The following is a 26,147-nucleotide window of genomic DNA, read 5'->3' on the forward strand; positions in this document are numbered from 1 at the left end:
GGGCTTGATGATATGTTAATTGCAATGAAAATTACCGAGTTTCTGGAGGAACTCGGGTCAAACTCACCGGCTCCGGGCGGCGGCAGTATCTCGGCTCTGGCCGGGGCCCTGGGCGGCGCGTTGACGGCTATGGTCTGCCGTCTGACCGTCGGCAGCGGCAAATATGCCGAGGTGGAAACAGAGGTAACAGCCCTGCTGGCGGAAGCTGATGCGCTGTCAGGGGTGCTGACCCGCTATGTTGATGCCGATACCGAGGCCTTTAACAAGGTAATGGCGGCCTATAAACTCCCCAAAGCAACGGAGGCTGAGAAGCTGGACCGCAGCGCGGCCATTCAGCAGGCGATGATGTATGCCACCAACCTGCCGCTGGAGGTTGCCGCCTGCTGCCTGAAGGTGTTAACAATGGCAGTGCGGATACTGGCCATTGGCAACAGCAACGCGGCCAGCGATGCCGCTGTGGCCGGCCTTATGGCCCATGCCGGCCTGCATGGCGCCCTGTATAATGTAAAGATTAATTTAGGCAGTATAAAAGCGCCAGGCTTCCAACAGGAGATTCAAACGAAAATGGACCTTATCATCAAAGAGGACGAGCGCCTGCACAGCGAGCTTATCGCCGTGGCCGGCAAGGTGATCGGCTAATACTTTTACAGCAACAGGACTGATCCCGGTGACGAGACTCAGTCCTGTTTTGTCGTGCGGCGGGAGACTAACCGGAGCCTGATTTATGATTGCCGTTTTGCCTGTTACCCCGGATAAAATTATGGCGATGCTTACGGCAAGGCAAGCTAAGTAAAAAAGGAAACAACAGGCCCTGCAGGCCGGCAGGATAATATTCCCTGGCGGCGAATGTACTATTAAGGCAATAAGTGCGATGATTTATAGGCGTTCTGTAACATATGCAGAACGTATGATTTTTTGCGGAGAACAACAAGGGTGCGGGGGGTGAATGAATTGGCTGAAGTCCGGGTATTTGGTGAAAAATGTAAAAGCTGTGGTCTCTGTGTGGCCGTGTGTCCGCGTCAGGTACTGGCGATAGGCGATAAAGCAAATTCCAGGGGCTATTATACTGTCGTTGCTGCCGACCAAGAAAACTGTGCGGGCTGCGCCCTGTGCGGCCTGATGTGTCCTGATATTGCCTTAGAGGTGTACAAAGAGTCCTAAGGAAGGAGCAAGTTGTATGAAGAAAAAGTTGATCAAAGGCAATGAGGCCATTGCCGAGGCCGCCATAAAGGCAGGCTGTAAGCTGTTTTTTGGTTATCCGATTACCCCTTCTACCGAGATCGTGGAATATTTGTCAAAACATTTGCCTAAAGCCGGCGGCACCCTGCTGCAGGGCGAAGATGAGATTGCCTCAATTAATATGTGCTACGGCGCGGCCTGTACAGGGGCCAGGGTTATGACCGCCTCCTCCAGCCCCGGCTACAGTCTGAAGCAGGAAGGGTTGTCTTATCTGGCCGCGGCTGAACTGCCTGTCGTTGTCGTCAATATTAACAGGACGGGCCCCGGTCTGGGCGGACTTGGTCCCTGCCAGTCCGATTATTTCCAATGTACCAAGGGCGGTGGTCATGGCGACTATCGTCTGCTGGTGCTGGCCCCGTCCAAAGGCCAGGAAATGTATGATTATACGCTGGCGGCTTTTGACCTGGCCGATAAGTACCGGAATCCGGTATTGATCCTGGCCGACGGCTTTTTAGGGCAGATGATGGAGCCGATTGTGCTTAAAGACCGGCCTGATGCTGAGCTGCCGGTCAAGGACTGGGTGACGGACGGCTGCCTGGGCCGGGCTAAGCGCAAGATTGCCAGCTATTCATTGACCAATGAAATCGGGGAACAAAATAATCTCTATTGGGAAGGAAAATATCAGGCGATCAGGGAACAGGAGCAGCGCTGGGAAGAATTCCGCACTGACGACGCCGATTATCTGATCGCTGCCTACGGCACCTGCGCCAGAATTGCCAAAACGGTCGTGTTGCAGGCCCGGGCCAGGGGGATTAAATTAGGTCTTGTCCGCCCCATTACGCTGTGGCCGTTTCCGGAGAAAGCGTTTGCACCGTACCGGGGGAAAGTTAAAGGCGTGCTTACGGTCGAGCTGAATACGGGCCAAATGATTGAGGATGTGAGACTGGCACTGGAATGCAGTGTCCCTGTCAGTCTGCACCGGCGCTTGGGCGGTATGCTGCCCCATGAGGATGAGGTCCTGGCGGCGCTTATTCAGCAATTCAATATTCCCCTGGACCGGGAGGTGTAGTTATGGAGAAGATATTTGGCAAAACCAAAGGCCTGACTGATGTACCCTTTCACTATTGCCCTGGCTGTACCCATGGCATCATCCACCGTCTGATCGGTGAAGTTATGGAAGAGCTTGATATTATTGGCAAAACTATCGGTGTGGCCCCGGTGGGCTGTGCCGGTTTTTCCCTTGATTTTTTCAGCTGCGACTTTGTCGGTGCGGCCCACGGCCGGGCCCAGGCCGTAGGCACCGGCATCAAACGGGCGCAGCCTGACAAGCTTGTGTTCACCTATCAGGGCGATGGCGATATTGCTGCCATTGGGACTGCCCATGCCATTCATGTGGCGGCCAGGGGTGAAAAGATTACCTCGATTATGGTTAATAATGCGGTTTTTGGCATGACCGGCGGCCAGATGGCGCCTACCACCCTGGCCGGACAGATAACGACAACAAGCCCTTATGGCCGAGACCCGGGCCTGGTCGGAGCACCCGTAGACCTGCCTAAAACCATTGCCACTTTAAATGGTGCCGTGTATGTGGCGGCCGTGGCGGTAGACTCTCCCAAAAACATTATGCAGGCCAAGAAAGCGCTTAAGCGCGCCTTCCAGGTACAGCAGCTGGGGCTGGGGTTTGCTTTTGTCAGCATATTATCCACCTGCCCGACTAACTGGGGCCTGTCACCGGTTGACAGCCTGGCCTGGCTCCGGGAAAACATGCTGCCTGTTTATCAAATGGGAGAGCTCAAAGTACCGGAGGAGGTTAAAAGGCTATGATGGACAAAATACTCTTAGCTGGTTTTGGTGGTCAGGGAGTCATGTTTATCGGCAAAGTTCTGGCCTATTCAGGCATGGCAGCCGGCCATGAGGTCTGCTGGATTCCCTCCTATGGACCGGAGATGCGGGGCGGAACAGCCAATTGCTCGGTGCTTGTTGCTGACGAAGAGATTCATTCACCGGTCATAAGTCAGGCTGATGCCGGGATTGTTTTAAATCAACCCTCCTATGACCGGTTTTTGGCGCGCATCAAACCGGGGGGCACCCTGGTAGCCAACAGTTCGATTGTGGCCTTAACCCCTAAACGGGAGGATATTACTGTTATTGCTGTGGAGGCCACGGAACTGGCGAATGAAATTGGCAACTCCAGCCTGGCCAACATGGTATGTCTGGGGGCTTTGCTGCCGGCGCTTTCGCTCATTAACCTGGATAGTGTGCAAAAAGCTATGGCTGAGGTAATTGGTAAGAAAAAGCCGGAGTTATATGATTTGAACGTCGCCGCCATCAGCAAAGGCATGAACCGGTAACAGGGGCGGCCGCAGGAACGGGTTTTACCGCAGCTGCAATGGTAAAAAGGGGCTGAGCTCTAAGCCGGAGCGCGGCCCTTTTCTGCATGAGCGGAAGGGTTAGGGGCTTTCTTATAAAAGCGCCAGGCCAGGCTGTTATTTTCATAGATTTTTTAACGACAGGGGCAGCCAGGATAATAATACTTGTGGAGACTTTTGTAGCTGTGATAAGATTAAAAGATATAGATATTTGTCGATCAGGGAGCTGGTGAGATGATAAAAAGAATCATCTTTTTATTATGGGGCCTGTTTTTATTTGCCCTGGGAATTGTCTTGACTGTGCAAAGTAATCTGGGAGCCTCACCCTGGGATGTTCTGCACCTGGGGCTGATTAATTATTTCCCGGTAACCCTGGGTGAAGTGTCCCAGCTAACCGGGATTATTGTAATCCTGTTGAGCTGGCTGCTGGGAGTCAAGCCAGGCTGGGGCAGTATTGCCAACATGTATTTTATCGGGCTGTATATTGATATTATCGTCGGCAGCGGCTGGATTCCCGGTCAGCAGCAATGGCCCGCCCAGCTGGCAATGCTGCTGGCCGGCGTGGGGCTGATTGGCTGGGCCAGCTATTTTTATCTGACGGCGGCTTTTGGCGCCGGCCCCCGCGACAGCTTTATGGTTGGCGCAGTGCAAAAAACAGGCTGGCCCGTATGGAAGGTGAGGACAATACTGGAATCCGGGGTGGCCGCAACCGGCTATTGTCTGGGCGGTCCTGTAGGCCCCGGCACGATTATTATTGCCGTTACGCTCGGTCCTGCTATTCAATGGGCCTTTGCCGTTATGGGCCAACGGCCGCAGGATATCGAACATACGCCGTTTGTATTTTGGCTGCCCAGGCCTGTTGGCAATCAGGAACAGGATAAGGCGGCGGTTATGGATTTCACGGAAAAAGGCGGAGAAACAAGTGGCAGAGAATGCAAAATATCACAGTGAACACTTTACCGGCGTAGTGTCTGCAGCCGGAGCTTATTTATTATGGGGAATACTGCCGGTGTACTGGAAGCAGCTGGCTTATGTGCCGGCTTATGAGATCCTGGCCCATCGTGTGATTTGGTCGTGTGTTTTTATGTTTGCGGTTTTGCTGGCAACACGGGGTATCCGGCAGTTTGCCCAGGAAACACTGGCAATTGTGCACAATCCGAAAAAACGTTTAGGCTTACTTGTGGCTTCGCTGCTGATAAGTGTCAACTGGCTTATTTATATCTGGGCAGTTAATGCGAACCGCGTTGTGGAAACAAGCCTTGGTTATTATATTAACCCTCTGGTCAGTGTCCTTTTAGGAATCATGGTTCTTAAAGAGCGCTTGTCTTTGTGGCAAAGCATCTCGGTTGTGCTTGCCGCCGCCGGGGTTGCCGCCCTGGCGATAAGCTACGGGACAATTCCCTGGGTGTCGGTGTCGCTGGCCTTGTCGTTTGCTTTTTACGGCATGTGCAAAAAGATGCTGGGAATTGGCGCTGTAACATCCACAACCCTGGAGACGCTGATTGTAGCCCCGGCGGCCCTGGTTTATTTGCTGTACATAGCCGGCCAGGGCGGCGGTGCTTTTCACCTTGACTCCTTGCTTACGGCCGCTCTGTTAATGGGGGCCGGGGCTGTGACGGCTGTCCCCCTGCTGTTGTTTGCCAGCGGTGCGAACCGTCTTTCGCTCAGCCTGCTGGGGTTTATTCAGTATATGTCGCCCACCATCGCCCTGGCCTTAGGCGTCCTTTTATATCATGAGCCGTTTACCAGTGCCCACCTGATGGCCTTCAGCCTGATCTGGCTGGCGTTGGCGGTGTTTTCACTGGCCAGAACCAGGTTTTTTGTCACGGCGGAAGGCTGGCTGAAAAAAGCAGCCTCTTGACACTGATAATAACTTTAATTATAATGGAAAACAATCAGATTTATGTTGTGACGCAGAAGTCGCTTGCCATGATATCATGGCAGGCGACTTATTTTATTTTTATTAAAAAGGGGGATTATTATGAACAAGCCTAAGAGTCATATTTTTGTCTGTACCAGCTCCCGGCCTAACGGTCAGCAAAAAGGTCATTGCCACACGAAAAACGGGGTCGAGATTGTCATGGAATTTATGGAGGAGATTGAGGAAAGGGAGCTGGGCGGTGAAGTATTTGTGACCAATACCGGCTGTTTCGGTATTTGCGACAAGGGCCCGGTTGTGGTTGTTTATCCTGATAATGTCTGGTATGGCTCTGTAACACCGGCTGATGTCGCGGAGATTATGGAAAACCATATCGAAGGCGGCATGCCGGTGAAAAGGTTAGAGATTTAAACAAACAGCGAGATTTGTAAAAAATCTGTTAATAGTTGACAATAGTTAAAAACTTATGTTAAATTTAAGAAATGCAGGTGTAATAGTGTAAGCTTTCAAAAAAATGGGCCTATTTAGATTATGTCTAAATAGGCTCTATTTAAGGCGTAATTTGATTGAAAGGAGGCAAAAATCAGACTATAATGGTGAGTATTGAAAGTGGCTACTAAAGGAGGACTTTTTTTATGAAAATGAGATGGTTAGTCCTGGTTATGCTGGCGATTTTGGCAACAGTGGCTGCTGGCTGTGGCACGGCCGGCGATGACAATGTTATCAAGATCGGCAATGCCGTCGCTTTAACCGGTGACAATTCAACCTGGGGCCAGGCTGAAAAAAATGCCCTGGAAATGGAAATTGAAAAGATTAATGCCAAAGGCGGGGTATTAGGCAAAAAACTGCAATTGGTGGCTTATGACACCCGGGCCGATGCAACGGAAGGGGTCAATGTAACTAAAAGATTGGTCAGTGATAAAGTGGCAGGTATTATCGGACCGGGACAAAGCGGTGTGGCTATTGCCATGAGTTCGGTGGCCGAACCGGCCAAAGTGCCTTTTATTGCCACTTCGGCCACCAACCCCAAAGTGACTGTTGACGATAAGACCAATAAAGTCCGTAAGTATGCGTTTCGTACCTGTTTCATTGATCCCTTCCAGGGAACGGTGGCAGCCCAGTTTGCAGCCAAGGAACTGAAGGCTACCACGGCCGCTATTGTTTATGATGTAGGCTCCGACTATTCAGCCTGGCTCGGCAAATATTTTACTGCCGAGTTTGAAAAGCAAGGGGGGAAAATTGTCGCCAATGAGGCTTTCCGCTCCGGCGAACTTGATTACCGCGCTATATTAGGCAAAATCAAAGGCACAAACCCTGAGGTCATTTTTATACCCACGATGCAGAAAGAAGCAGCCCTGGTGATGAAGCAGGCTGCCGACCTTGGCATTAAAACCAAGTTTGTAGGTGGTGACGGCTGGGGCAGCCCTGATTTGCTCACCCTTGGCGGCTCGGCAGTAGAAGGCTCTTATTTTGTAAACCTGGCCAGTATGGATGATCCGGATATTCAAAACTTTATTAAAGAGTATCAGGAAAAATATAAAGCCGACCCGATCATGCCCAACCCGGTTATGGCGATTGATGCCCTCTACGCGTTGGTTGATGCCATGAATAAAACCAATAGTGCCGATCCGGTGAAAATAGCCGAACAACTGGAGAAAACCAAAGATCTCCCGGTACTAAGCGGCAAGCTGACTATTGATCCGAATACCCATGATCCGCTGAATAAGCCGGCCATCATCCAGGAAGTTAAAGATGGCAAGTTCATCTTTAAATCCAAATTTGTTACCCAGTAACTTGGCGTGCAGGACGGCGCGGGAATTATTCCCACGCCGTCTTTCAATACTTAAGGAGATGGCGCATAATGTTCATTCAAACACTGGTTACAGGCCTCGCTATCGGCGGTATATACGCACTCATGGCAGTTGGCTACTCCCTGGTATTCAGCATCCTGAATTTCAGTAACTTCGCCTATGGCTCAATTATTATGCTGGGGGCGTATATTGGTTACTACCTGCTAATGGAAATGGGCGTGCCGGTATATCTGGCCATTGGCGGCTCCATTGCCGGGGCGGCCCTGTTATGTTTGCTAAATGAGCGGTTAGCCTATAGTACGCTGCGCAAACGCAATGCACCTTCGCTGTATTTCATGATTAGTGCTATGGGGACCTCAATTTTTTTGGAAAATTTTGTTTATGCCACGATTGGTTCAAGATTCTATGCTTTTCCGGAGGTTCTTACCCAGCAGAATTTTAGTTTTGGCGGGGTTTCGATCGGCATGCTGGATGTTTTTGCCATTGTTTTTTCTTTTATAGCCATCTATGGGCTGCATTACTTTTTACAGAACAGCAGAACAGGTATCGCTATCAGGGCTGCTTCGTATGACATGCAGGTCAGCCAGCTAAACGGTGTTAATATTGCACGCACGATTGGCTGGGTGTTTCTGCTGGCCGGAGCCCTGGCCGGGATTTCCGGCATGTTTTTGGGGATGAAATATATGGTCTATCCCACCATGGGCTGGATTACCAATAAAGCCTATATTGCCGCCGTCATTGGCGGATTGGGCAGCTTGCCGGGGGCCGTGGTCGGCGGACTGCTGCTGGGTGTCCTGGAAACCTTTGTATCGGCCTATGTATCGTCGGTTGTGCGCGATGTATTCAGCTTTTCGCTGCTGGTCGTGCTGTTATTGGTGCTGCCAACCGGTCTGTTCGGCAAATTTCTTGAGGAAAAGGTATAGCAGACATGGCAGAATATATTAGCGGGGTTATAACTTTCAGCCTGATTTACGTCATTGCTACCGTTGGTCTGGCTGTCTTTACCGGCTTTACCGGTCTTTTTTCCTTAGGGCATGCCGCTTTTTTTGCTGTTGGCGCCTATACGGCCAGTATTCTTACTTATTTCTATGATGTTAACTACTATCTGGCCCTGGTGGCCGGTATGGCTATGGCCGCAGTGGTGGGCACCATCATTGGCTATCCCACGCTGCGGGCCAAGCTGCGCAGTGATTACTTTGCCATTGCCACGCTGGGGTTTGGTGAAGCTGTCCGGGTGCTGCTGGAAAACCTTGAAATTACCCAGGGCGCGCGCGGGCTTCCCGGCATTGCCAATGAAACAACGCTGACAGTTGTCGTGATAGCCACGATTCTGGTCATCTGGGTTGCCCGGAACTTCGTTTATTCCCGGTATGGCCGGGCCGCCATTGCGGTGCGGGAGGACTTTGTTGCCGCTGAGATGATGGGAATTAATCTGTTTCAGGTACGGATGCGTTCCCTGCTGTTTAGCGCGATGACCGCCGGTTTGGCCGGCGGGTTGTTTGCTCACTATGTTTCTTTTATTCAGCCAGGCATGTTTACCGCCTATTTGTCGACCCAATTGACAGCAAGCGTTGTCGCCGGCGGTATGGGCAGCATCACCGGGCCGGTTGTTGCCGCCGTACTGTTTGTGGCTATCCCGGAAGCTCTCCGGGTGGCCAGTATGTGGCGGCTGGTGGCCTATGGCTTCCTGCTGGTGGCAATTATGGTATTCAGGCCACAGGGCTTATTTGGCTATAAAGAGATCTCTCTGCACAGTTTTCGCCGCTTGTTTAGAAAAGAGGTGTCCTGATGAAGCTGCTTGAATTAAAGGGAGTAAGCAAGGCGTTTGGCGGGATCATGGCTTGCCGGGATGTCAGTTTTGTCACTAAGCAGGGACAAATCATGGGTTTGATCGGGCCTAACGGTGCCGGTAAAACCACAATGTTCAACCTGATTACCGGTGTGTACGCACCTACCAGCGGCAGTATCCTGTTTCAGGGGCAGGAGCTTGCCGGTATGGGGCCGGCTGGCATTGTAAGCCGGGGTATTGCCCGGACTTTTCAGAATATCCGCTTATTCCGTAACCTGTCCGTGCTGGACAATGTCTGTATTGCCGTCGATAAACATGTCAAGTATTCGTTTGTGACTTCCCTGCTCAGACTGCCGTATATACTGAAACAGGAACAGGAAATACGGGAGCAGGCTATGGCGTATTTAGCTGAAGTGGGACTTGCGGACAAAGCCGGGGTACAGGCGGACAGCCTGCCTTACGGCCTGCAGCGCAAGCTGGAGATTGCCCGGGCCCTGGCCCTGCGGCCCAAGCTCTTGCTGTTAGACGAACCGGCAGCCGGTATGAATCCGGAGGAATCGCTGGATTTGGCCAAACTCATCCGCCGGCTTCATCAGCGGCATAACCTGACAATATTATTGATCGAACATCATATGGATGTTGTGATGGAGCTTTGTGATTCTATTTTTGTGCTTAATTTCGGCCTGAAACTGGCCGAAGGGACCGCACAGGCCATTCAAACCAATCCTGATGTACTCAAGGCTTATCTCGGGGAGGGGTATAAACGTGTTAGAAGTTAGCGGCCTAAATGTGAAATATGGGCAAATCCATGCTCTCCGTGATGTAACCCTGACCGTACCGGCCGGCCGGATTGTGGCCGTGATCGGCGCCAACGGGGCCGGCAAATCCACGCTGATGATGACCCTGGCCGGCCTTTTGCAGCCGGCCAGCGGCACTATTGTTTATGAAGGCCGCCCTTTATCCCGTAAAGCGTATGAGGTTGTCGGCCAGGGGGTGTGCCTGGTGCCGGAGCGCCGGCGCCTCTATGCCAACCTTACTGTTAAAGAGAATCTGCTGATGGGGGCTTTTCTGCGCCAGGACAAAGCCGGTATCCAGGCTGATCTGGAAAAGATGTACCAACTCTTCCCGATCATGCAGGAACGGCTCAAACAATATGCCGGGACTTTAAGCGGCGGTGAACAGCAAATGGTGGCAATCGCCAGAGGCCTGATGTCCCGCCCGCGGCTACTGCTCCTGGATGAGCCGTCCCTGGGCCTGGCGCCGCTGATGGTTGCCAATATGTTTGCGGTTATCCGCGGCATCCGCGCTCAGGGCACGACGATACTGCTGGCAGAGCAGAATGCCTTTGAGGCGCTGGAAATGGCGGATGAGGCTTTTGTCCTGGAAACAGGCCGGGTGATTCTGTCCGGGTCCGGTAAGACTTTGATTGATGACCCGCTGGTGCAAAAAGCATATTTGGGAATAACGCACTAAATTTTGGAGGAAACAGCAATGCATATCGATACCTTACTTATTCACGGTGACGAGGGCGACCGGACTACCGGCGCCGCCAGCACACCGATCTACCAGGCTTCAAGTTTCAGGCACCATACTGTCGGTCAGGAAGGCGGCTATCAATATTCGCGGGGCAATAATCCGACCAGGCATGCGTTGGAAAAGCAGATGGCCCTGCTGGAAGGCGGTTGCCGGGGTTTTGCTTTTGGATCAGGAATGGCAGCGATAACGGCAGTCTTTAATTTATTCAAGACCGGTGATCATATTATTGCCAGCCGTAATCTGTACGGCGGCACCTCACGGGTGCTTGACAAGATCTTCAGCCGCTTTGGGCTTACGGTTGCTTATGTGGATTTTGGCAGCCTGGCCGGGCTGGCAGCCGCAATTACGCCGGCGACGAAAGCCCTGGTTATCGAGACCCCGTCCAATCCTACTTTGATGGTGACAGATATTAGCGGTGTTGCCGCTCTGGCCCGGGAGCGCGGCTTGTTAACCATTGCCGACAATACCTTTATGTCACCCTATCTGCAGCAGCCGCTGCGCCTGGGGGTTGATATTGTTATCCATAGCGCCACCAAGTTTATTGGCGGCCATAGCGACGTGCTGGCCGGTGTGGTGGTGGTGAAAGAAGACCAACTGGCGGAAGACCTGCATTTTGTGCAAAACTCTACCGGTGGTGTCTTAGGCCCGTTTGATTCCTGGCTGCTGCTGCGGGGGTTAAAAACCCTGGGCTTACGGCTGGACAGACAGTCCCGCAATGCCGGGATACTGGCGGCCTGGCTCCGGCAGCGGCGGGAGGTCCAAAAAGTATATTATCTGGGTTTTGCCGACCATCCCGGCTATGAATTGCACCAAAGTCAGGCCCGGGGCCCGGGGAACGTTGTTGCTTTTGATGTCGGGGACGGTGAGCTGGCCCGCCATATTCTGGGCAGGCTTAGATTCTGCATGTTAGCCGACAGCCTCGGCGGGGTCGAGACCATGGTAAACCTGTCTGACGTCATGTCCCACGGCTCGGTTCCCGCTACGCGGAAATTGCAGATGGGCATTACCCCCAGTCTGATCCGTCTGTCGGCCGGCATTGAAGATCCGGCCGATATTATCGCTGATTTTGAACAGGCTATGAGCCGGTAACCAGTATAGGCTGCCAGTGGGAAACCCTGCCTGGCAGTTTTTTTATTTGCTTTAAAAACTGCCAGTTTACGGGTATAATAATAGCTATATTATGTTTAGTGAGGTTCGCAAATGAGTAAAATTGTGGTATTAGCGGAAAAGCCGTCAGTCGGGCGGGATTTAGCCCGGGTTCTCCAGTGCGGCAGCAAAGGCAATGGTTACCTGGAAGGACCCAAATACATCGTAACCTGGGCCTTGGGGCATCTGGTAACCCTGGCCGATCCCGAAGCCTATGACGAAAGATATAAAGCCTGGCGGCTGGAGGACCTGCCCATGCTGCCCCCGGAACTGAAGCTGGTTGTTATCAAACAAACAGGCAAGCAGTTTAGTGCGGTAAAAGAACAACTAGGCCGCAAGGATGTCAGCGAGGTTGTCATTGCCACTGATGCCGGGCGCGAAGGGGAGCTTGTGGCCAGATGGATACTGGAGAAAGCCCATATTAATAAACCGGTTAAGCGTCTCTGGATTTCCTCTGTGACCGACAAAGCCATCAGGGACGGCTTTAACAATCTAAAGCCAGGCCGGGAATATGAAAACCTGTATGCCTCGGCTGTGGCCCGGTCGGAGTCGGACTGGCTTGTCGGCATTAATGCCACCAGGGCCCTGACTACTAAGTATAATGCCCAACTATCCTGCGGGCGTGTCCAAACCCCGACGCTGGCTATTATTGCCGCCAGAGAGGCCGAGATAAAAAACTTTCAGCCCCGTACCTATTATGGGATTACAGCAACTGCCGAGCGTCTGAAGCTGACCTGGCAGGAGGCTAAATCCAAAGAAAGCAGAACGTTTGAAAAAGCGGTCTGTGACAAAATCATTACAGCGATAACCGGGAAAAAGGCTGAGGTGATTGATGTGCACAAGGTGAGCAAGAAAGCGTTTTCCCCAGCCTTGTATGATCTCACCGAGCTGCAGCGTGATGCTAATAAAATGTTTGGCTTTTCGGCCAAAGAAACATTGTCAATTATGCAGAAACTATATGAAACCCATAAGGCTTTGACCTATCCGCGGACCGACTCGCGTTATCTATCGGCAGATATTGTTGAGACCCTGAAAGACCGGGTGAAAGCCTGTGATACAGGCCTGTACCCCAGACAAATTCTTAAAGTCTTAAAAGCTCCCATCAAGTCCGGCAGCCATTTTGTTGACAATAGCCGAGTGTCTGATCACCATGCGATCATCCCTACTGAACAAGCGGTAGTACTTAATTCGTTAACAGACAAAGAAAAGAAGATTTATGAGCTCGTCGTCAGGCGCTTCCTGGCCGTGCTCTGCCCGCCTTTCGAATATGAAGAGACGACAGTCAAAGCCCAAATTGGCAATGAAATCTTTAGCGCGAAAGGCAAAACCGTAAGTGCGCTTGGCTGGCGAGAGCTATATAACAATAATCTGGATGAGGAGGAAGCGGCTGATGACCAGGCTGTGGCGCAAACGCTTCCCCACTTAAATAAAGGTGATATTTTACCCATAAACGCAATTGCGTTGACTAAAGGTGAGACTAAGCCGCCGGCACTTTTTACCGAAGCCAGCCTATTATCAGCAATGGAAAATCCGGCAAAATATATGTCAGGCGAAAGTCAGGCGCTTAAGCAGATCATCGGGCAAACAGGCGGGCTGGGTACGGTAGCTACCAGGGCTGATATTATTGAAAAGCTCTTTAGCAGTTTTGTCATTGAGAAAAAGGGCAAAGATATCTTTATCACCTCTAAAGGCCGGCAATTGCTGGAACTGGCGCCTGCCGACCTGAAATCACCGGCCTTAACGGCGCAGTGGGAACAAAAACTCAGCGCTATCGCCAAAGGGCAGTTAAAGAAGCAGGCCTTTATTGCCGAAATAAAAGAATATACCAAGGCAATTATCCGCGAGATAAAAAACAGCCGGGAACAGTTCAAGCACGACAATGTAACACGTACGCGCTGCCCGGAATGCGGCAAGTATCTGCTGGAGGTAAACGGCAAGAAAGGCAAGTCGCTGGTTTGTCAGGACCGGGAATGCGGCTACCGGAAAAACGTTGCCCAGGTAACCAATGCCAGATGTCCCAACTGCCACAAGAAACTGGAATTACGGGGTGAGGGTGAAGCCCGCATTTTTGTTTGCGCCTGCGGGTACCGGGAAAAGCTGGCCGCTTTTACTGAGCGGAAAAAGCAGGAGGGGGATACCCGGGTTTCTAAAAAGGATGTTTCCCGTTATTTAAAAGAGCAGGCGGATAAACCAATTAATAACGCATTGGCGGAAGCGCTGGCTAAGCTGAAGCTGCACTAGGCGGTGGTACTTTGAAAAAGGAAATACTGATCATACGACTTAGCTCTATCGGCGATGTGATTCATTGCTCCCCGGTAGCCGGGGCACTCAAGGCTGCCTGGCCTGATTGCAGACTTACCTGGCTGGTGGGGGAAGTTTGTGCTGATTTAATTAAATATAATCCCTTAGTTGATGAGATGATTGTCTGGTCCCGTGAGCGCTTCGAAAAATACCTGCGGGCCTGTGAATTCAAAAAGGCTTTGTCCCTTTGGCAGAGCTTGCAGGCTTGTTTAAGGGCAAGAGTGTTTTATGCGGTGCTGGATATTCACGGGCTGTTCCTTACAGGGCTGATCGCCAGGCAGGTAAATACCGGCCGGCGCATCGGCCTGAGCGGGGCCAGAGAGTTTAACCCGCTGTTTATGACGGAAACAGCCGAACCACTGGGGCCGCATATTACGGAAAAATATCTTGGGGTGTTGACGGCACTGGGGATCACTCCCGGCAGCCGGCAGATGACCCTGGCAATACCGCCGGCGGCGGTGAGCTTTGCCGAGCATTTTATAACCGGGGCCGGCATTACCCGGCAGGACCGGATTGCGGTTCTGGTCCCGGGAACCACGTGGCCGGCAAAGAATTGGCCGCCAGCGCTTTTTGCCCGTACGGCGGCACTCTTGTCCCGGGATTTTAAAATTATCCTGTGCGGCGGCAAAAATGAATTGGCTATGGGGCAGGAAATCGGGGCACAGGCCGGTATTCCTGTAACCAATGCCATTGGCAAAACGTCATTGCTGGAGATGGCCGGCATTCTGGCCAGGGCTGCCGTCGTGGTGGCGGGCGACACCGGACCGCTGTATATGGCAGCTGCTTTGGCAACGCCGACCGTGGCCCTGTTTGGCCCCACGAATCCAGAGACCTACGCCCCGCCAGGCAGGCATCACCGGATTGCGGTTAATAAGCTGGCCTGCTCTTTTTGTCATAAAATGCAGTGTCAGCATGGGCGAAACGACTGCATGAATAGTATTACACCGGCGGCGGTGGTGCAGCAGGTATATCAGGTACTGGGCCTAGACAGCGCCGCCCCAACTGATAGGCTGTCAAACTAAATAAACAACAGTGGTACCGGCAGGTTGGCCGGTCCGCTGTTGTTTTTTACTCCCTGGGCCTAAGCAGATTTTTCCAATTATGATAGTGGCAGCGTAACTGTAAACGTAGCGCCCGCTCCCGGGGAACTGATAACTTTAATCGTACCATTATGGCTTTCGACGATTAGTTTGGCAATTGACAAACCCAGGCCGGACCCGCCGTTGGTGCGGGCCGGGTTGGCTTGGTAAAAACGGTGGAAAATTTTCGGCAAATGCTCGGCCGCGATGCCTTCTCCGGTATCCCGGACAATGAGGACAATCGAATCGATTGTATGCTTAAGGCTTATTGTTATCATACCGCCGGCGGGTGTATTGCGGATGGCATTGTCGGTTAGAATGGCGACTACCTGGCACAACTTGCCTTCATCACCAAAATAGGTGATCGTTTCGGTGTGAATGCCCAACTTAATCTCTTTACGTTCGGCGGCAGGGATAAAAGGGGCTCCGGCCAGGCAGACTGCTTTGCCCAAATCGAAGTTGCTTTTATTGAGAATTTGTTGATGTGAGTCGGCACGGGCCAGAAACAACAGTGAATCAACCAGTTTTGTCATGCAGGAAACCTCTGTCTGAATATTTTCCAGCCAGTGTTCCTGTTCTTTAACCGCATCGTCCGGGGCAGAGCGCACGACCTCCAGATTGGTCTGAATGACTGCCAACGGGGTTCTGAGCTCATGGGAAGCATCGGCCAGAAAATCCCGCTGCTGCTGCCAGGCCTGCTGAATGGGAATCATGGCTTTGTTGGCCAGATAGCGGCTGCCAAAAAAGGAGAGAAAAATACAAACCAGCCCGATGAGAATAAGAGCAGTGATGACAATCCGCAAAGCATTTTTTTCCCGGGAGAAATCCTGAAACAGGAAATAATAGTCGGTTTGTCCGGGAATATTTGTTTTTAAATAATTGTAGTCTACCTGGGCCAAGGTGAGCGTGCCTTGCTCGGATTTTAAACTGCGTGCTTCTGCCAGCAGGAGGACTAAGTCTTCGGCAGATAAGGAGAGATTGGAGGAATTGGCCATTATTTCGCCCTGCGCATTTACCCGGACAAAAAAAACAGACGGACCGGGGCCGAACCCGGGGCCGAGAATAGGGGCGGGCCCGGGCCTTGGTCCTGGAGCGGGCTCCGGACTCATACCTTCGCCGCGATTAGGACGGGGTGGCAGGTCATCGAGTTTGCCGCTGATTAAATCTGTAGCGACTCTTTTTAATAAGAAAGCAGCGCCTGTGGTTAACCGGTCCTGAGCAAATAAGTAGCTGCCGGCCGTCAGAATCAGGAAGAGGAGCGCCATTATGCCCATGTTTACCAGGGTTAACTGGCGGCGTAGTTTACGAAACATGACTTTCACTCCTTAGATAATAGCCAATGCCTCTAACTGTTCTGATAAAGGTCGTATTAAGCTTCCGGCGCAGATAATGAATATAAAGGTCAACGTTCGCAATGTCAATGTTAGCCTGAAAGCCCCAGACTTTTTCCCAGATGCGCTCTTTGCTGACGACAAGGCCGTAATTGCGCATTAATAGCTCCAGCAGCAATGTTTCTTTGGTTGTTAGTTTGATAATCTCGTTATCTTTGGTTACTTCACAGCGGAGCGGGTCTAAGATCCACCCGGCAGCTGCCAGCGTATCGCTGGTTAAAAGTTTGGTCTGCCTGCGGGCCAGGGCACGCAGGCGGGCCATCAGCTCTTCTGATGAAAAAGGTTTTACCAGATAATCGTCGGCACCGGCATCCAGACCTTCTACCCGGTCTTTGGTCGAGTCTTTCGCCGTTAAAAAAATCACGGGCGTCTCAAAACCCAGGCCGCGAAACTCTTTTAAGACCGAAACACCGTCCCGGACCGGGAGCATCCGGTCTAAAATGAGGATATCATAGACACCGGTGGCCGCCATATCTAAGCCGGCTTCGCCGTCTAAGGCAGTATCGACAGCGTAGCCATGTTTTTTAAGGATATGAGATAACGCTTCGGCCAGCCGGCGTTCGTCTTCAATTAAGAGTAGTTTCACAATAAGACTCCTTTAAGACAATGTAGATATAGCACACCGTAGTATCGTAGGATTGCTACTTATGATTGTAAAGGAACAACCTTGGAAAATCATTTGTTTTTAAAGAAAAATCAAAGGAAATTCAAAGAAAATTTCTGGCAGGCCTGAGCTTGCGGGGGTGTGGGCCTGGCCAGAAAATAACCGGCTATTAGCCGGTTGTTTAGTGTGTTGATTTTGGTCTGGGTTTTTATAGAATAATTATCTTTATAGTAGAATTTTAAAGGAATTGAGAAAAATTTGTCTAATTTTAATGCTTATAAATAAGTCCGGAGGATATCAATGAAAAAAATTTCAGCAATTTTAGCGGCAGCGATGACCATAACATCGGTGTCATTTGCTTCACCGCTGACAGACTATACCCAAGGGAAGGCCGCCATCGACTTAAATCCCAACATCAACAGTGACAGCACTAAAGATAATGTCAGCGGTGGCATCACTTATGGCGTTGGCAACAAATTTGCACTGCAGTATAAATATGCTGATAATAAAAACAAAAACTATTTAAGAATGACTCCGCCAAGTAATGCGCATGCTCAGCTTAGTGCATATGAAATGAATGTTTTATATCAAATAAACCCGAATGTATCTGCATATGCCGGTTGGGCAGGGGAAACTGCAAAGATTAATTTATTGTACTATGCAGGTCCAGACTTAGGCAATATAATTTATCGTGAAAGAGGATCTCAAAGCAGTTTTCATTTAGGGCTAATCGGACAAACTAAATTTACTGAAAATTTGACTGGCTGGGCCTCTGCCGGCGCCGGCAGCCACATAATTGGCTATGAAGTTGGTTTAGGCTATAGTATCGCTAAAAATGCAGAATGCAATGTAATCTACCGCTATAATAAATATCAGGGGTTTAATTTAAGCGACGGCAAGATTGACGTCAAAATCGAGGGTGTTGGTGCCGGTATTACTCTTACATTCTAATAAGCGCTTGCCACGGAGAGGGGGAATTTTTTTCTTGGTTTTCCGGACAAGAAGTGGTACAATGATTTACATATAATGGAAAAGAAGAGGCGGGATAGAACTATATGCTGTTGGAAGAGTTGGTGCTGCACATAAAAAAGCAGCTAATTGCCAGTGGAGTTAGTAATTTTACCATTGCTGACGGCAAGATCCACTTTATGAATGCCGGTGATAAAGCCAGAGGCGAAGAAATTATGTTTGAATATCTTTACCAGCTGCTTGCCGAAAGGGCGACAATCTATAACTAGGGCGAATTCCGCTTGTCATAACCGGCAAGCGGCTTTTTATCGGGGGCAGAAAAACACCGCTACTGCTGGTAGTTAAGTAAACCCCGGGGTAGCCGGGGTTTACTTAACTGATCAGAATACAAGGTTAAACTTTAAAATCGACATGATCCCCCACCCCCGCCACCGGGGCAGAGGGTTGCTTGGTTGCTTCATTCGGACTCTTTTTTTTGGCGCGGAACCTCTTCTTGGGCTTAGACTGGTCTTCGGTCTGGAAATCAAAGTAATTCGATACTACTCTGCGAACAGGCAACGTTCTTTTTATAGGCTGTACTGATTCAACACGATCCACAATACCACCCCCGCCTATATATTTATTTAGCCGCTGCATCAATTTAGGCCGTTTCTATTGCTTTACCGCTTTTAAAGATATTATAACATTCAGAGGCGTATACCCCAAGCCTCTGTTATCAGCAATCTTGAGTATTTTTTCAAACAGGGCGGCTTCTGTTATTTCGCCGATACGGTTCAGCTGACCGTGATCTCACTAAATGCAATTAGATTACATATAATGAGATTATAGGGTAAAGCAGGCCCGGTTGGTGAATGCTGAACAGTAGAGGAGCGACGTAAATGCTGGCATATGAAAATTTTTCGAAGATTAAGCAGGCGATAGCCGCCGAAACAGTAGAGAAAACGATTACCTTGGGGAATGTATTAAAAGTGGCAAAAAGCCTGGAACTATTCAAAATCCATGTAATTTTGGCCGATAGTATCGACAGCGATAACGCAGGCGGGGTACAAAACGATGTAATTGCAGATAAGTTTCTTGGTTCTGAGCAGCGCCTGCAGCTGGTGTTTATTGAGAGACTGTGTATCGGTACCTATAAAAAACAGAGAACAATTGCAATCCTCAATTTGGCCATAGATCGAATAGGTACTGATGAAATATACCTTGTGCCGGAATTGGCGATTGATATCAGTGAATGGCGATATAAGGCAGTCTGAATGACTATGGAACCGCCGTTCCGGCGGTTTTCCTGTTATTACCACTTTACGGCCCGGAACATTTGTTCTACGATAAAACAAACAAATGTTTGGAGGCAGTGTAAATGAGCAAGCTATTTGTCAGTATAACAGCTGAACATGATGTAAACGGGATTGTCAGGCCCTTAACCTTAAACTGGGCTGATGGCCGTAAGTTTACCGTCGATAAAGTTTATGATGTCCGTCAGGCCGCATCTCTCAAAGCCGGCGGGGTAGGGCTAAGGTATAGTTGTTTAATTTCCGGCAAGCAGGTGTATTTGTTCTGTGTTGAGGGGAAATGGTTTATTGAGCGGCCTGTGTGACAATTTATTTGCGTTGAATAGTATATAATAAAGCTGCTAAAGGGGGGATTGCTATGGCTCGGTGTCCCAATTGCGGGACTAGGCTGTCACGCCAACTGATTATCAGCGTAGGAAAAGCTGGCTGGAGTGGCAATAAATGGGGGAGCTGGCATAAGCCTGGCTGGGGCGGCAACTGGGGCTGGCCCGGCTGGAATTGGAACAAATTCGGCTGGGGATATCCCGGCGGGGGAAAACCCTGGCACTGGCTTCATGGCTGGCGATCTAACGAGTATTCCGATTATGATAATTAGTAATTTTTTTCGCAGGCTGCTGGTCTCTGAGGATTGGCAGCTTTATCTTTTGGCTGTTAGCGTCCCGGTGCTCTTTGGCGCTGCTGACATTTGCCATACAATTGGTGGGGAGCTTGGACTTTGCGCTATAGGAAATCTAACAATATGGCGGTCAATTGAATTTTTTCAAAGAGAATTCCAAGGCTGCCTATCGATAAGGAAGTCAAGAGTATTTAATTTAGTGGGAAAAAGGAGCAGTATAATATGGCAATAACATCGATTGGTCAGAGTGGCAGTGCGCAGGTAAGTCAAATTAGCAGCCAGGATGAGACGAAAAGCCTGGAACAAAAAAAACAAGCCCTGCAAAAAGAAATTAATGAAATAAATCAGGACAAAAAAACTACTGAAACAGATAAGCAACAGAAGATCCAGGTAATTCAGGCCCAAATTCAAACAATTGAGACGCAAATACAGCAGCTGCAGCGGAAAAAGACAGAGGCTCAGGCCTCCGGTTCCGAACAGAGCAGTGCTGGTAGCAGCAAACAGGCGCTTGTTCGTCAACGAGTAGATATAGAGATATAAAGGCTATTAATAAAAACATTCGGATTGCACTGCATACAATCCGAATGTTTTTATTGTTACCGTAGCGGCATTTATCAAGTTCAATGCGGTGCCCTTTCGGGTTAAGAAAATCTTTACCCGAAAGGGCACCGCAAATTTTCCTGATAATGAAGGCAGCGGCGAACGGCTGTGCATTAAAAATCTGTGACTGGCAACACAGATTTTGCTAAAATGAGGATAGCGGGTAAATGGGGAAAGGACGGGAGCAATGAACAGGGAGGTCGTCGGTATGCTGGAAAAGGTGGATTTGCAGAAGAAGATTGCCAAAGCCGAATATAAGGAAATGATTGGCGGCTTACGTGAGCGGCTGGGAGCATTGCAGCGCCAGGCCCGGGATTTAGGAATTCCGGTCTTAATTCTTTTTGAAGGCTGGGATGCAGCCGGCAAAGGAACCCTGATTAATGAGCTGATTTTATCGCTTGATCCCCGGGGCTTTAATGTCTATTCGATTGGCGAGCCCAATGAAGATGCTGTAAAGAGACCTTATTTCTGGCGATTCTGGAATAAAACCCCTCAGCGGGGACGGATCGTCGTACTGGACAGAAGCTGGTATACAAAAACTTTGGCTGACAGAGTGGCTAAGGGTGGGACCGATTATAGTGGGCAAGACGCATATCATGACAGCCGTGCTTTTGAGCGGCAGTTAGCTGATGACGGGACATTAATTATTAAGCTGTTTTTACATATTAGCGAGCGGGAACAGCGTAAGCGGCTGGAGAGACTGGAACAAGACCCGGCTACTGCCTGGCGGGTAACCGCGACTGACTGGGAGCATCACCGGCAGTATAATGATTTTTTGCTGGCGACCGAAGAAATGATGCAGCAGACTGATACTGCATGTGCCGCCTGGACTATTATTGAAGCTCATGACCGGCGGTATGCAACTTTAAAAATCATTGCCACGGTCAGCGGGGCTTTGGAAAAGCAGCTGGCGATGCTTGCCGCTGCAGAGCAGGAAAAGAATGACAGGCCATCTGACCTGCTGCTATCTGCTTGGACATTGCCCAAAATATTTACCTCATCGATTCTTGACGGGGTTGACCTGACTAAAACCCTTAAGGCGGCAGAATACGAAAACTTTATGAAACTTTACCAAACCCGGGTGAGGGAACTGGAACATCTTATTTACAGCAACCGCATCCCGGTGATGATCGTATTGGAAGGCTGGGATGCTGCCGGCAAAGGCGGTACTATCCGCCGTCTTACCCAAAACATGGATCCCCGCGGCTATACGGTTATTCCCACCGGTGCGCCAACGGCTGAAGAACAGGCGCATCATTATTTGTGGCGCTTCTGGCGTAATGTTCCTAAAGCAGGACATATTGCGATTTTTGACCGCAGTTGGTATGGGCGGGTTCTGGTTGAACGGGTAGAAGGCTACTGCCGGGATAAAGACTGGCGGCGGGCTTACCGGGAGATTAATGAGATGGAGGCGCAGTGGGGCAGTTTTGGTGCCGTGATGATAAAATTCTGGCTGCATATTGATAAAGACGAACAGCAGCGCCGCTTTGAGGAACGCTTGGCCAATCCGGGAAAACAGTGGAAAATTACCGGTGAAGACTGGCGCAACCGGGAAAAGTGGGAGCTATACGAGCAGGCTGTTGACGAAATGTTTTTCCGTACCAGCACAACATATGCCCCCTGGACGCTGGTAGAAGCCAACTCCAAGGAATATGCCAGGAAAAAGGTTATGCAAACAGTAATCGAGGCTATTGAGAGTAAGCTCTAAGCAAAAGAAGACCGGGATGCAGGTTGCATCCCGGTTATTGTCAGCGCCGCTGTTTATTATCGCGGTTTTTGAATTTTTCCCATAAAAAGCGTCCGGCCATAAATACTGCGGCTAACAGTATAATGTTGAACAACATGCCCATAAGGGAAGCAAACATGCCTGATTCACCGAACCCAAACATGCCGCCAAGCATGCTGCCTAAGAGCATACCGCCGCCCAAGAGCCCGGCGCTGCGGAGGAAGCCGCCGCCGGTTTGTTGCTGGGCAGGCTGGGCATTGGGTTTGGCTGCCGCCGCCGGTGCTTTATCGCCATAACTCTGAGCCGGAGCTGAGGGTTTGTAGTCGCTGGTAGTGTTTTTGGCCGGTGCCGTCTGGTTTGTTGCCGGCCGGGGGGCCGGCGATGCGGGCCTTGATTTAAAGCCGCCTTTGGCAGCAAAACTTACAGTAGTGAAAGCGAACATAAACAGAACGGTTAAGACTAATAATTTTTTTATCGTCATATTATTCCTCTTATTCCTCCCTATGGGTTTTAACATCTTCCGGAAAAGTGAAGATTTCAGCTAAATTAGGCAGTTCACCCGCTAAATACCGGTCAATGTCATGGACATCAATATAAAACGTACAGGCTACTTCCAGATAGCCTTGTTCTCTCGCTTGGCTGAGGTCTCTGATGGCAATCAGACGTTCACGGAGAGCTGTGCAGTCCTGGGGCGATGCTGTTACATTCAGGGTTGCAAGTGGGATGCCATATTCCCGGAGAACATCTTGCAAGCTCATTCTTTCGGACATTAATTATCACGCACCTTGTTGTATTTTGTCTTTTGAAGGAGGGCTCGACACAACCAATGTAATATGAAATTTAAAAAAAGTCAAGAAAAATCAAAGTTTTTTCGGACCTATATTGTAAGGTGACGGTCAGCGATATTCCTTGTATAATAAAGAAAAAGGTCAATTTTACAGTTAGTGAGGTAAAGGAATTTGCGTAAATTTGTTAAGGTTAACGAAACTGTCATTACCCCGCTTGAGCCGCGGCGGGTCGATATACTGGGCAGCGAATGCCTGATTGATGTTCGTTTTGTCGAGAATCATAGCGGTACAGGCCGCTGGCTTTATGAATATGAGGCCAGCGGTGAAGTCGGTAAAGTCGAGCGGTTTCTTAACCGGTTGAGGGAGCTGGAAAGAAAACAGGATGAATAAGGGAATCAGGTACACCTGTGACTATGCTTGTGTAACCACCATCTGGCCACCGGTACGCAGACAATAAGGATAAACAGCAGGCGGAACAGCTGAAAGGCGACAACCGTGGGGAGATCTGCATTGGCCGCCAGGGCTATCAGCCCCATTTCCGACATGCCGCCCGGGGCCATACTGATAAAGGCAGTAACCAACGGTATTGAGTAAAAAGAAGAAATGATAAAAGCAAAGCCGAGCAGGAGCAGAATTACTGCCAGCACGCTTACTAAGCTTGAGGCCGCAATCTTTTGCCAATTGGGCAGGCTGCTGAAGTCAATATCTATGCCCATTCGGATGCCAATCACAACCTGCGCCAGGGCAATGACTGTAACAGGCAGCGCCGGCGCCGGCACTCCGGCTAACACCAGGCAGGCTGTGCCGAGGATTGGCGCAATTACATATGTATTTGGCAGATGTATTCGCTGACAGAGTTTTATAAGCAGCAGGATGGTCACGGCGAAAACCGCCAGTGCGGGAATTTCACCGGGACTGATGCTCGTTGCCAACCGGCTGGCGGCAGTAACTTTGTCACTAAGCCCATGCAGTGCCAGCAGCGGTACCGTAAATACAACAGTAATGACACGGACTGTTTGCATCAGGGTTACTACTGACACATCAGTGCCGCCGGTTTCTTCACAGATGATTGACATCTGCGACAGGCCGCCAGGTATGCTGCCAATGACGCTGTTAGCTGTGCCAATGCCTACAAAACGGTTGGCAATATAGCCTGTGCCCAGGCAAAGCGTAATCAGGACCAGCGTGATCGCCAGCATTAACGGTAACTGGTAAAGTACCTGCTGGGCAACCGCCGGGGTGAAAGGGCTGCCCAGCAGATAGCCCAGAAATACCATCCCTGTATTGCGCAGTTTTTTGGGCCAATAAACTTCTTTTTTGGTAATGACTTTCCAGACAACGGCCGTCACCAGCGGCCCTAGTGTCCAGGGTAAGGGGATATGACTTATACTGAATAAGTAGCCGCCAAGAACGGCAAGGAAGAATAGCGGCAGCGATTGTTTATACATAATTCACCTTTTTGCACATAATGAATATATTTTATCACTTTTAAACTGAAAGTAGAAATACGACAGCACCTGAAGAAGCAGGTTCTGTCGTATTTAACAGCGTATTACCTGGCGAAGCGGCAGTTAGAAAGGAATTATTCCGATAGCCAGTGAGAACGCCAGCATAACTAAAGAGGTGCCGATTGCCCACAGCAGGGTATATTTCTGGAAATCACCAAACTCGACCCCGTTCAGACCTACCAGGAGGTAGGTTGATGCAACCAGCGGGCTTAGCAGGTGTGCGCCTTGCCCAATTAAGGAAGCGCGGGCGATCTCAGCCGGGGTGATGCCGTAGGTTGCCGCGGTCTTGACCAGGACAGGTACTACACCAAAGTAGAAGGCATCATTTGTCAGGAAGAAGGTAAAGGGCAGGCTGGCCAAAGCTGTAATCAGGGCCAAATGCGGTCCCATAGAAGACGGAATGACTGATACCAGTGAACCGGCCATAGCATCAACCATCTTGGTGCCTGACATGATGCCCATGAAAATACCGGCTGCGAAAACCATGGCTATAACCGGCAGTGCATTAGCAGCATGGGTGGCAATACGAGCCTGCTGGTCTTTGATTTTGGGATAGTTAATAATCAAAACAAGGGAAGTGCCGATCATGAACAGAACATTGAGAGGCAACACCTCTCTAACTAAAGCGGCCATCAGGATAACGGTTATGCTCAAATTAACCCAGAACAAGTGTGGGCGTTTGAGCTTTTGGGCTTCGATGTCAACAACGGCAGTTGCTGTTTCGGCAATTACATCCTGCATCTGCAGGGTGCCCAGCCGGGCGCGTTCTTTCAATCCAATACGGTAAGCCACAAACAGTACCCAGATGGTGCCGGCAATCATCGCCGGGATTAAAGGCACAAATACATCGGCAGCCTCCAGATTTAAAGCACTCATGACCCTGCCGGTAGGGCCGCCCCAGGGCAGGATATTCATAACCCCATTCTGCATGATTGCCATGGCTGGCAAAACCATGGGGTGAATGCCCAGGCGGCGGTGAATAGCCAGCATCGCGGAACAGGTAATCATATAGGTGGTTGAGCCATCGCCATCAAGGGAAACGATACCTGCTAAAACGGCTGTACCAACAATAACTTTCAGGGGGTCACCTTTTGCAGCTTTTAAAATCTTGTTGATCAATGGATCAAATAAGCCGGCATCAATCATAACACCGAAATAAAGTATGGCAAAACAAATCATGATTCCTGTAGGCGCAACTTTTTTGATTCCATCAAGCGACATTGCACCAAGGTCAGGTCCAAAGCCAAGGATGATGCCAAAGGCCAGCGGCACTAGCATTAGAGCGGTCATGGCCGAAAGACGTTTGGACATAATGAGGTACATAAAGACGATAACCATTAAGAATCCCATTAATGCGAGCATGGATTGCTCTCCCCTTCCTGACTAAAAATTACGACAATTTCAATGTGTACGAATCTGAGTATAGATTACTGCAGTCTATAAGTAAAATTCAAACTCGTGATGGCTGGTTATCAAAATTATTGATATATTTCATATATTATAACAACACTCACCGCGGACAGCGGAATAATACTTTAGTCATTGGCTATTATTTTGCTCAGAGAAA

Annotated in this window: 31 protein-coding genes; 24 read left to right on the forward strand and 7 right to left on the reverse strand. The window is 50.0% G+C overall.

Annotated features, from left to right (window positions below):
* Window positions 1–12 precede the first annotated feature (12 nt).
* From SPTER_RS06340 to SPTER_RS06415, 16 genes are all read left to right on the forward strand, one after another.
* Window positions 13–639, forward strand: coding sequence for a cyclodeaminase/cyclohydrolase family protein (locus SPTER_RS06340; protein WP_144349551.1), 627 nt, complete (start codon window positions 13–15; stop codon window positions 637–639).
* A 303-nt stretch (window positions 640–942) separates the two neighbouring features.
* Window positions 943–1,161 carry a 4Fe-4S dicluster domain-containing protein gene (locus SPTER_RS06345; protein ID WP_246105508.1) on the forward strand — a complete coding sequence of 73 codons (219 nt, stop codon included), beginning with the start codon at window positions 943–945 and terminating at the stop codon, window positions 1,159–1,161.
* A gap of 16 nt (window positions 1,162–1,177) precedes the next feature.
* Window positions 1,178–2,248 (forward strand): 3-methyl-2-oxobutanoate dehydrogenase subunit VorB, encoded by a 1,071-nt coding sequence (gene vorB, locus SPTER_RS06350; RefSeq protein ID WP_144349552.1) that lies wholly within the window; start codon window positions 1,178–1,180, stop codon window positions 2,246–2,248.
* Between the two features lie 2 nt (window positions 2,249–2,250).
* A complete protein-coding gene (locus SPTER_RS06355) occupies window positions 2,251–3,003 on the forward strand; it encodes a thiamine pyrophosphate-dependent enzyme (protein WP_144349553.1) in 753 nt (250 codons plus the stop codon).
* The gene (locus SPTER_RS06360; RefSeq protein WP_144349554.1) at window positions 3,000–3,530 is read left to right on the forward strand and encodes a 2-oxoacid:ferredoxin oxidoreductase subunit gamma family protein; all 531 of its coding nucleotides are present in this window, start codon (window positions 3,000–3,002) and stop codon (window positions 3,528–3,530) included. Before SPTER_RS06355 ends, SPTER_RS06360 begins: the two co-directional genes overlap by 4 nt.
* Window positions 3,531–3,782: 252 nt before the next feature.
* The gene (locus tag SPTER_RS06365; RefSeq protein WP_246105509.1) at window positions 3,783–4,499 is read left to right on the forward strand and encodes a YczE/YyaS/YitT family protein; all 717 of its coding nucleotides are present in this window, start codon (window positions 3,783–3,785) and stop codon (window positions 4,497–4,499) included.
* Window positions 4,471–5,409 (forward strand): EamA family transporter RarD, encoded by a 939-nt coding sequence (gene rarD / locus SPTER_RS06370; protein ID WP_144349555.1) that lies wholly within the window; start codon window positions 4,471–4,473, stop codon window positions 5,407–5,409. The genes SPTER_RS06365 and rarD overlap by 29 nt, the downstream gene beginning before the upstream one ends.
* Window positions 5,410–5,529: 120 nt before the next feature.
* On the forward strand, window positions 5,530–5,838 hold the full coding sequence (locus SPTER_RS06375; RefSeq protein WP_246105510.1) for a 2Fe-2S ferredoxin: 309 nt from the start codon (window positions 5,530–5,532) through the stop codon (window positions 5,836–5,838).
* A gap of 224 nt (window positions 5,839–6,062) precedes the next feature.
* Window positions 6,063–7,220 carry an ABC transporter substrate-binding protein gene (locus SPTER_RS06380; protein ID WP_144349557.1) on the forward strand — a complete coding sequence of 386 codons (1,158 nt, stop codon included), beginning with the start codon at window positions 6,063–6,065 and terminating at the stop codon, window positions 7,218–7,220.
* A 68-nt stretch (window positions 7,221–7,288) separates the two neighbouring features.
* A complete protein-coding gene (locus SPTER_RS06385; RefSeq protein WP_144349558.1) occupies window positions 7,289–8,161 on the forward strand; it encodes a branched-chain amino acid ABC transporter permease in 873 nt (290 codons plus the stop codon).
* A gap of 5 nt (window positions 8,162–8,166) precedes the next feature.
* On the forward strand, window positions 8,167–9,027 hold the full coding sequence (locus SPTER_RS06390; protein ID WP_144349559.1) for a branched-chain amino acid ABC transporter permease: 861 nt from the start codon (window positions 8,167–8,169) through the stop codon (window positions 9,025–9,027).
* Window positions 9,027–9,806: an ABC transporter ATP-binding protein gene (locus SPTER_RS06395; protein ID WP_144349560.1), complete on the forward strand. Its 780-nt coding sequence runs from the start codon at window positions 9,027–9,029 to the stop codon at window positions 9,804–9,806. The genes SPTER_RS06390 and SPTER_RS06395 overlap by 1 nt, the downstream gene beginning before the upstream one ends.
* On the forward strand, window positions 9,757–10,500 hold the full coding sequence (locus SPTER_RS06400; RefSeq protein ID WP_211367500.1) for an ABC transporter ATP-binding protein: 744 nt from the start codon (window positions 9,757–9,759) through the stop codon (window positions 10,498–10,500). The genes SPTER_RS06395 and SPTER_RS06400 overlap by 50 nt, the downstream gene beginning before the upstream one ends.
* Window positions 10,501–10,518: 18 nt before the next feature.
* Window positions 10,519–11,652 carry a trans-sulfuration enzyme family protein gene (locus tag SPTER_RS06405; protein WP_144349562.1) on the forward strand — a complete coding sequence of 378 codons (1,134 nt, stop codon included), beginning with the start codon at window positions 10,519–10,521 and terminating at the stop codon, window positions 11,650–11,652.
* A 111-nt stretch (window positions 11,653–11,763) separates the two neighbouring features.
* Window positions 11,764–13,950 carry a DNA topoisomerase III gene (locus tag SPTER_RS06410; protein WP_144349563.1) on the forward strand — a complete coding sequence of 729 codons (2,187 nt, stop codon included), beginning with the start codon at window positions 11,764–11,766 and terminating at the stop codon, window positions 13,948–13,950.
* An 11-nt stretch (window positions 13,951–13,961) separates the two neighbouring features.
* Window positions 13,962–15,032 carry a glycosyltransferase family 9 protein gene (locus SPTER_RS06415; protein WP_144349564.1) on the forward strand — a complete coding sequence of 357 codons (1,071 nt, stop codon included), beginning with the start codon at window positions 13,962–13,964 and terminating at the stop codon, window positions 15,030–15,032.
* 77 nt (window positions 15,033–15,109) lie between these two features.
* Here SPTER_RS06415 and SPTER_RS06420 read toward each other — a convergent pair whose 3' ends face one another.
* Both SPTER_RS06420 and SPTER_RS06425 read right to left on the reverse strand, forming a co-directional pair.
* Window positions 15,110–16,402: a sensor histidine kinase gene (locus SPTER_RS06420; RefSeq protein WP_246105511.1), complete on the reverse strand. Its 1,293-nt coding sequence runs from the start codon at window positions 16,400–16,402 to the stop codon at window positions 15,110–15,112.
* Window positions 16,392–17,066, reverse strand: coding sequence for a response regulator transcription factor (locus tag SPTER_RS06425; protein ID WP_144349565.1), 675 nt, complete (start codon window positions 17,064–17,066; stop codon window positions 16,392–16,394). Before SPTER_RS06425 ends, SPTER_RS06420 begins: the two co-directional genes overlap by 11 nt.
* Before the next feature lie 318 nt (window positions 17,067–17,384).
* Between SPTER_RS06425 and SPTER_RS06430 the strand changes: the two genes are divergently transcribed.
* Entirely contained in the window at window positions 17,385–18,035 is a 651-nt protein-coding gene (locus tag SPTER_RS06430) for an outer membrane beta-barrel protein (protein WP_144349566.1), read from the forward strand.
* 104 nt (window positions 18,036–18,139) lie between these two features.
* The gene (locus SPTER_RS06435; protein WP_144349567.1) at window positions 18,140–18,322 is read left to right on the forward strand and encodes a hypothetical protein; all 183 of its coding nucleotides are present in this window, start codon (window positions 18,140–18,142) and stop codon (window positions 18,320–18,322) included.
* Between the two features lie 124 nt (window positions 18,323–18,446).
* Here the strand turns inward: SPTER_RS06435 and SPTER_RS06440 are convergent, their stop codons facing one another.
* On the reverse strand, window positions 18,447–18,650 hold the full coding sequence (locus SPTER_RS06440) for a hypothetical protein (RefSeq protein ID WP_144349568.1): 204 nt from the start codon (window positions 18,648–18,650) through the stop codon (window positions 18,447–18,449).
* A 281-nt stretch (window positions 18,651–18,931) separates the two neighbouring features.
* Between SPTER_RS06440 and SPTER_RS06445 the strand changes: the two genes are divergently transcribed.
* From SPTER_RS06445 to pap, 5 genes are all read left to right on the forward strand, one after another.
* Entirely contained in the window at window positions 18,932–19,306 is a 375-nt protein-coding gene (locus tag SPTER_RS06445) for a hypothetical protein (RefSeq protein ID WP_144349569.1), read from the forward strand.
* A 104-nt stretch (window positions 19,307–19,410) separates the two neighbouring features.
* Complete coding sequence (locus SPTER_RS06450) at window positions 19,411–19,647, forward strand: hypothetical protein (RefSeq protein ID WP_144349570.1); 237 nt, start codon at window positions 19,411–19,413, stop codon at window positions 19,645–19,647.
* A 53-nt stretch (window positions 19,648–19,700) separates the two neighbouring features.
* The gene (locus SPTER_RS06455; RefSeq protein WP_144349571.1) at window positions 19,701–19,937 is read left to right on the forward strand and encodes a hypothetical protein; all 237 of its coding nucleotides are present in this window, start codon (window positions 19,701–19,703) and stop codon (window positions 19,935–19,937) included.
* 243 nt (window positions 19,938–20,180) lie between these two features.
* Window positions 20,181–20,498 carry a FlxA-like family protein gene (locus tag SPTER_RS06460; RefSeq protein WP_144349572.1) on the forward strand — a complete coding sequence of 106 codons (318 nt, stop codon included), beginning with the start codon at window positions 20,181–20,183 and terminating at the stop codon, window positions 20,496–20,498.
* A gap of 268 nt (window positions 20,499–20,766) precedes the next feature.
* Window positions 20,767–22,266, forward strand: a complete 1,500-nt coding sequence (gene pap / locus SPTER_RS06465) for a polyphosphate:AMP phosphotransferase (protein ID WP_144349573.1) — start codon at window positions 20,767–20,769, stop codon at window positions 22,264–22,266.
* A 40-nt stretch (window positions 22,267–22,306) separates the two neighbouring features.
* On the opposite strand, the gene SPTER_RS06470 is transcribed toward pap, so the two are convergent.
* Together SPTER_RS06470 and SPTER_RS06475 are read right to left on the reverse strand one after the other, a co-directional pair.
* Window positions 22,307–22,765 carry a hypothetical protein gene (locus SPTER_RS06470; RefSeq protein WP_144349574.1) on the reverse strand — a complete coding sequence of 153 codons (459 nt, stop codon included), beginning with the start codon at window positions 22,763–22,765 and terminating at the stop codon, window positions 22,307–22,309.
* A 10-nt stretch (window positions 22,766–22,775) separates the two neighbouring features.
* Window positions 22,776–23,054 (reverse strand): hypothetical protein, encoded by a 279-nt coding sequence (locus tag SPTER_RS06475; RefSeq protein ID WP_144349575.1) that lies wholly within the window; start codon window positions 23,052–23,054, stop codon window positions 22,776–22,778.
* 189 nt (window positions 23,055–23,243) lie between these two features.
* On the opposite strand from SPTER_RS06475, the gene SPTER_RS06480 reads away from it, so the two are divergent.
* Complete coding sequence (locus tag SPTER_RS06480; protein WP_144349576.1) at window positions 23,244–23,462, forward strand: hypothetical protein; 219 nt, start codon at window positions 23,244–23,246, stop codon at window positions 23,460–23,462.
* A 5-nt stretch (window positions 23,463–23,467) separates the two neighbouring features.
* Here the strand turns inward: SPTER_RS06480 and SPTER_RS06485 are convergent, their stop codons facing one another.
* Both SPTER_RS06485 and SPTER_RS06490 read right to left on the reverse strand, forming a co-directional pair.
* A complete protein-coding gene (locus SPTER_RS06485) occupies window positions 23,468–24,520 on the reverse strand; it encodes an AbrB family transcriptional regulator (protein WP_144349577.1) in 1,053 nt (350 codons plus the stop codon).
* 123 nt (window positions 24,521–24,643) lie between these two features.
* Window positions 24,644–25,942 carry a CitMHS family transporter gene (locus tag SPTER_RS06490; RefSeq protein WP_144349578.1) on the reverse strand — a complete coding sequence of 433 codons (1,299 nt, stop codon included), beginning with the start codon at window positions 25,940–25,942 and terminating at the stop codon, window positions 24,644–24,646.
* Window positions 25,943–26,147: the final 205 nt, after the last annotated feature.

Source organism: Sporomusa termitida, from assembly GCF_007641255.1.
In the GTDB taxonomy this organism is placed as follows: domain Bacteria; phylum Bacillota; class Negativicutes; order Sporomusales; family Sporomusaceae; genus Sporomusa; species Sporomusa termitida.

Coding starts and splice junctions, on each gene's coding strand:
- SPTER_RS06455 (WP_144349571.1), top strand. CDS start 19,701: ATGGCTCGGTGTCCCAATTGCGGGACTAGGCTGTCACGCCAACTGATT.
- SPTER_RS06360 (WP_144349554.1), top strand. CDS start 3,000: ATGATGGACAAAATACTCTTAGCTGGTTTTGGTGGTCAGGGAGTCATG.
- SPTER_RS06375 (WP_246105510.1), top strand. CDS start 5,530: ATGAACAAGCCTAAGAGTCATATTTTTGTCTGTACCAGCTCCCGGCCT.
- SPTER_RS06460 (WP_144349572.1), top strand. CDS start 20,181: ATGGCAATAACATCGATTGGTCAGAGTGGCAGTGCGCAGGTAAGTCAA.
- vorB (WP_144349552.1), top strand. CDS start 1,178: ATGAAGAAAAAGTTGATCAAAGGCAATGAGGCCATTGCCGAGGCCGCC.
- SPTER_RS06450 (WP_144349570.1), top strand. CDS start 19,411: ATGAGCAAGCTATTTGTCAGTATAACAGCTGAACATGATGTAAACGGG.
- SPTER_RS06340 (WP_144349551.1), top strand. CDS start 13: ATGTTAATTGCAATGAAAATTACCGAGTTTCTGGAGGAACTCGGGTCA.
- SPTER_RS06435 (WP_144349567.1), top strand. CDS start 18,140: ATGCTGTTGGAAGAGTTGGTGCTGCACATAAAAAAGCAGCTAATTGCC.
- SPTER_RS06355 (WP_144349553.1), top strand. CDS start 2,251: ATGGAGAAGATATTTGGCAAAACCAAAGGCCTGACTGATGTACCCTTT.
- SPTER_RS06385 (WP_144349558.1), top strand. CDS start 7,289: ATGTTCATTCAAACACTGGTTACAGGCCTCGCTATCGGCGGTATATAC.
- SPTER_RS06390 (WP_144349559.1), top strand. CDS start 8,167: ATGGCAGAATATATTAGCGGGGTTATAACTTTCAGCCTGATTTACGTC.
- SPTER_RS06410 (WP_144349563.1), top strand. CDS start 11,764: ATGAGTAAAATTGTGGTATTAGCGGAAAAGCCGTCAGTCGGGCGGGAT.
- SPTER_RS06365 (WP_246105509.1), top strand. CDS start 3,783: ATGATAAAAAGAATCATCTTTTTATTATGGGGCCTGTTTTTATTTGCC.
- SPTER_RS06400 (WP_211367500.1), top strand. CDS start 9,757: ATGTACTCAAGGCTTATCTCGGGGAGGGGTATAAACGTGTTAGAAGTT.
- SPTER_RS06395 (WP_144349560.1), top strand. CDS start 9,027: ATGAAGCTGCTTGAATTAAAGGGAGTAAGCAAGGCGTTTGGCGGGATC.
- SPTER_RS06475 (WP_144349575.1), bottom strand. CDS start 23,054: ATGTCCGAAAGAATGAGCTTGCAAGATGTTCTCCGGGAATATGGCATC.
- SPTER_RS06485 (WP_144349577.1), bottom strand. CDS start 24,520: ATGTATAAACAATCGCTGCCGCTATTCTTCCTTGCCGTTCTTGGCGGC.
- SPTER_RS06420 (WP_246105511.1), bottom strand. CDS start 16,402: ATGTTTCGTAAACTACGCCGCCAGTTAACCCTGGTAAACATGGGCATA.
- SPTER_RS06470 (WP_144349574.1), bottom strand. CDS start 22,765: ATGACGATAAAAAAATTATTAGTCTTAACCGTTCTGTTTATGTTCGCT.
- SPTER_RS06445 (WP_144349569.1), top strand. CDS start 18,932: ATGCTGGCATATGAAAATTTTTCGAAGATTAAGCAGGCGATAGCCGCC.
- SPTER_RS06380 (WP_144349557.1), top strand. CDS start 6,063: ATGAAAATGAGATGGTTAGTCCTGGTTATGCTGGCGATTTTGGCAACA.
- SPTER_RS06490 (WP_144349578.1), bottom strand. CDS start 25,942: ATGCTCGCATTAATGGGATTCTTAATGGTTATCGTCTTTATGTACCTC.
- pap (WP_144349573.1), top strand. CDS start 20,767: ATGCTGGAAAAGGTGGATTTGCAGAAGAAGATTGCCAAAGCCGAATAT.
- SPTER_RS06405 (WP_144349562.1), top strand. CDS start 10,519: ATGCATATCGATACCTTACTTATTCACGGTGACGAGGGCGACCGGACT.
- SPTER_RS06430 (WP_144349566.1), top strand. CDS start 17,385: ATGAAAAAAATTTCAGCAATTTTAGCGGCAGCGATGACCATAACATCG.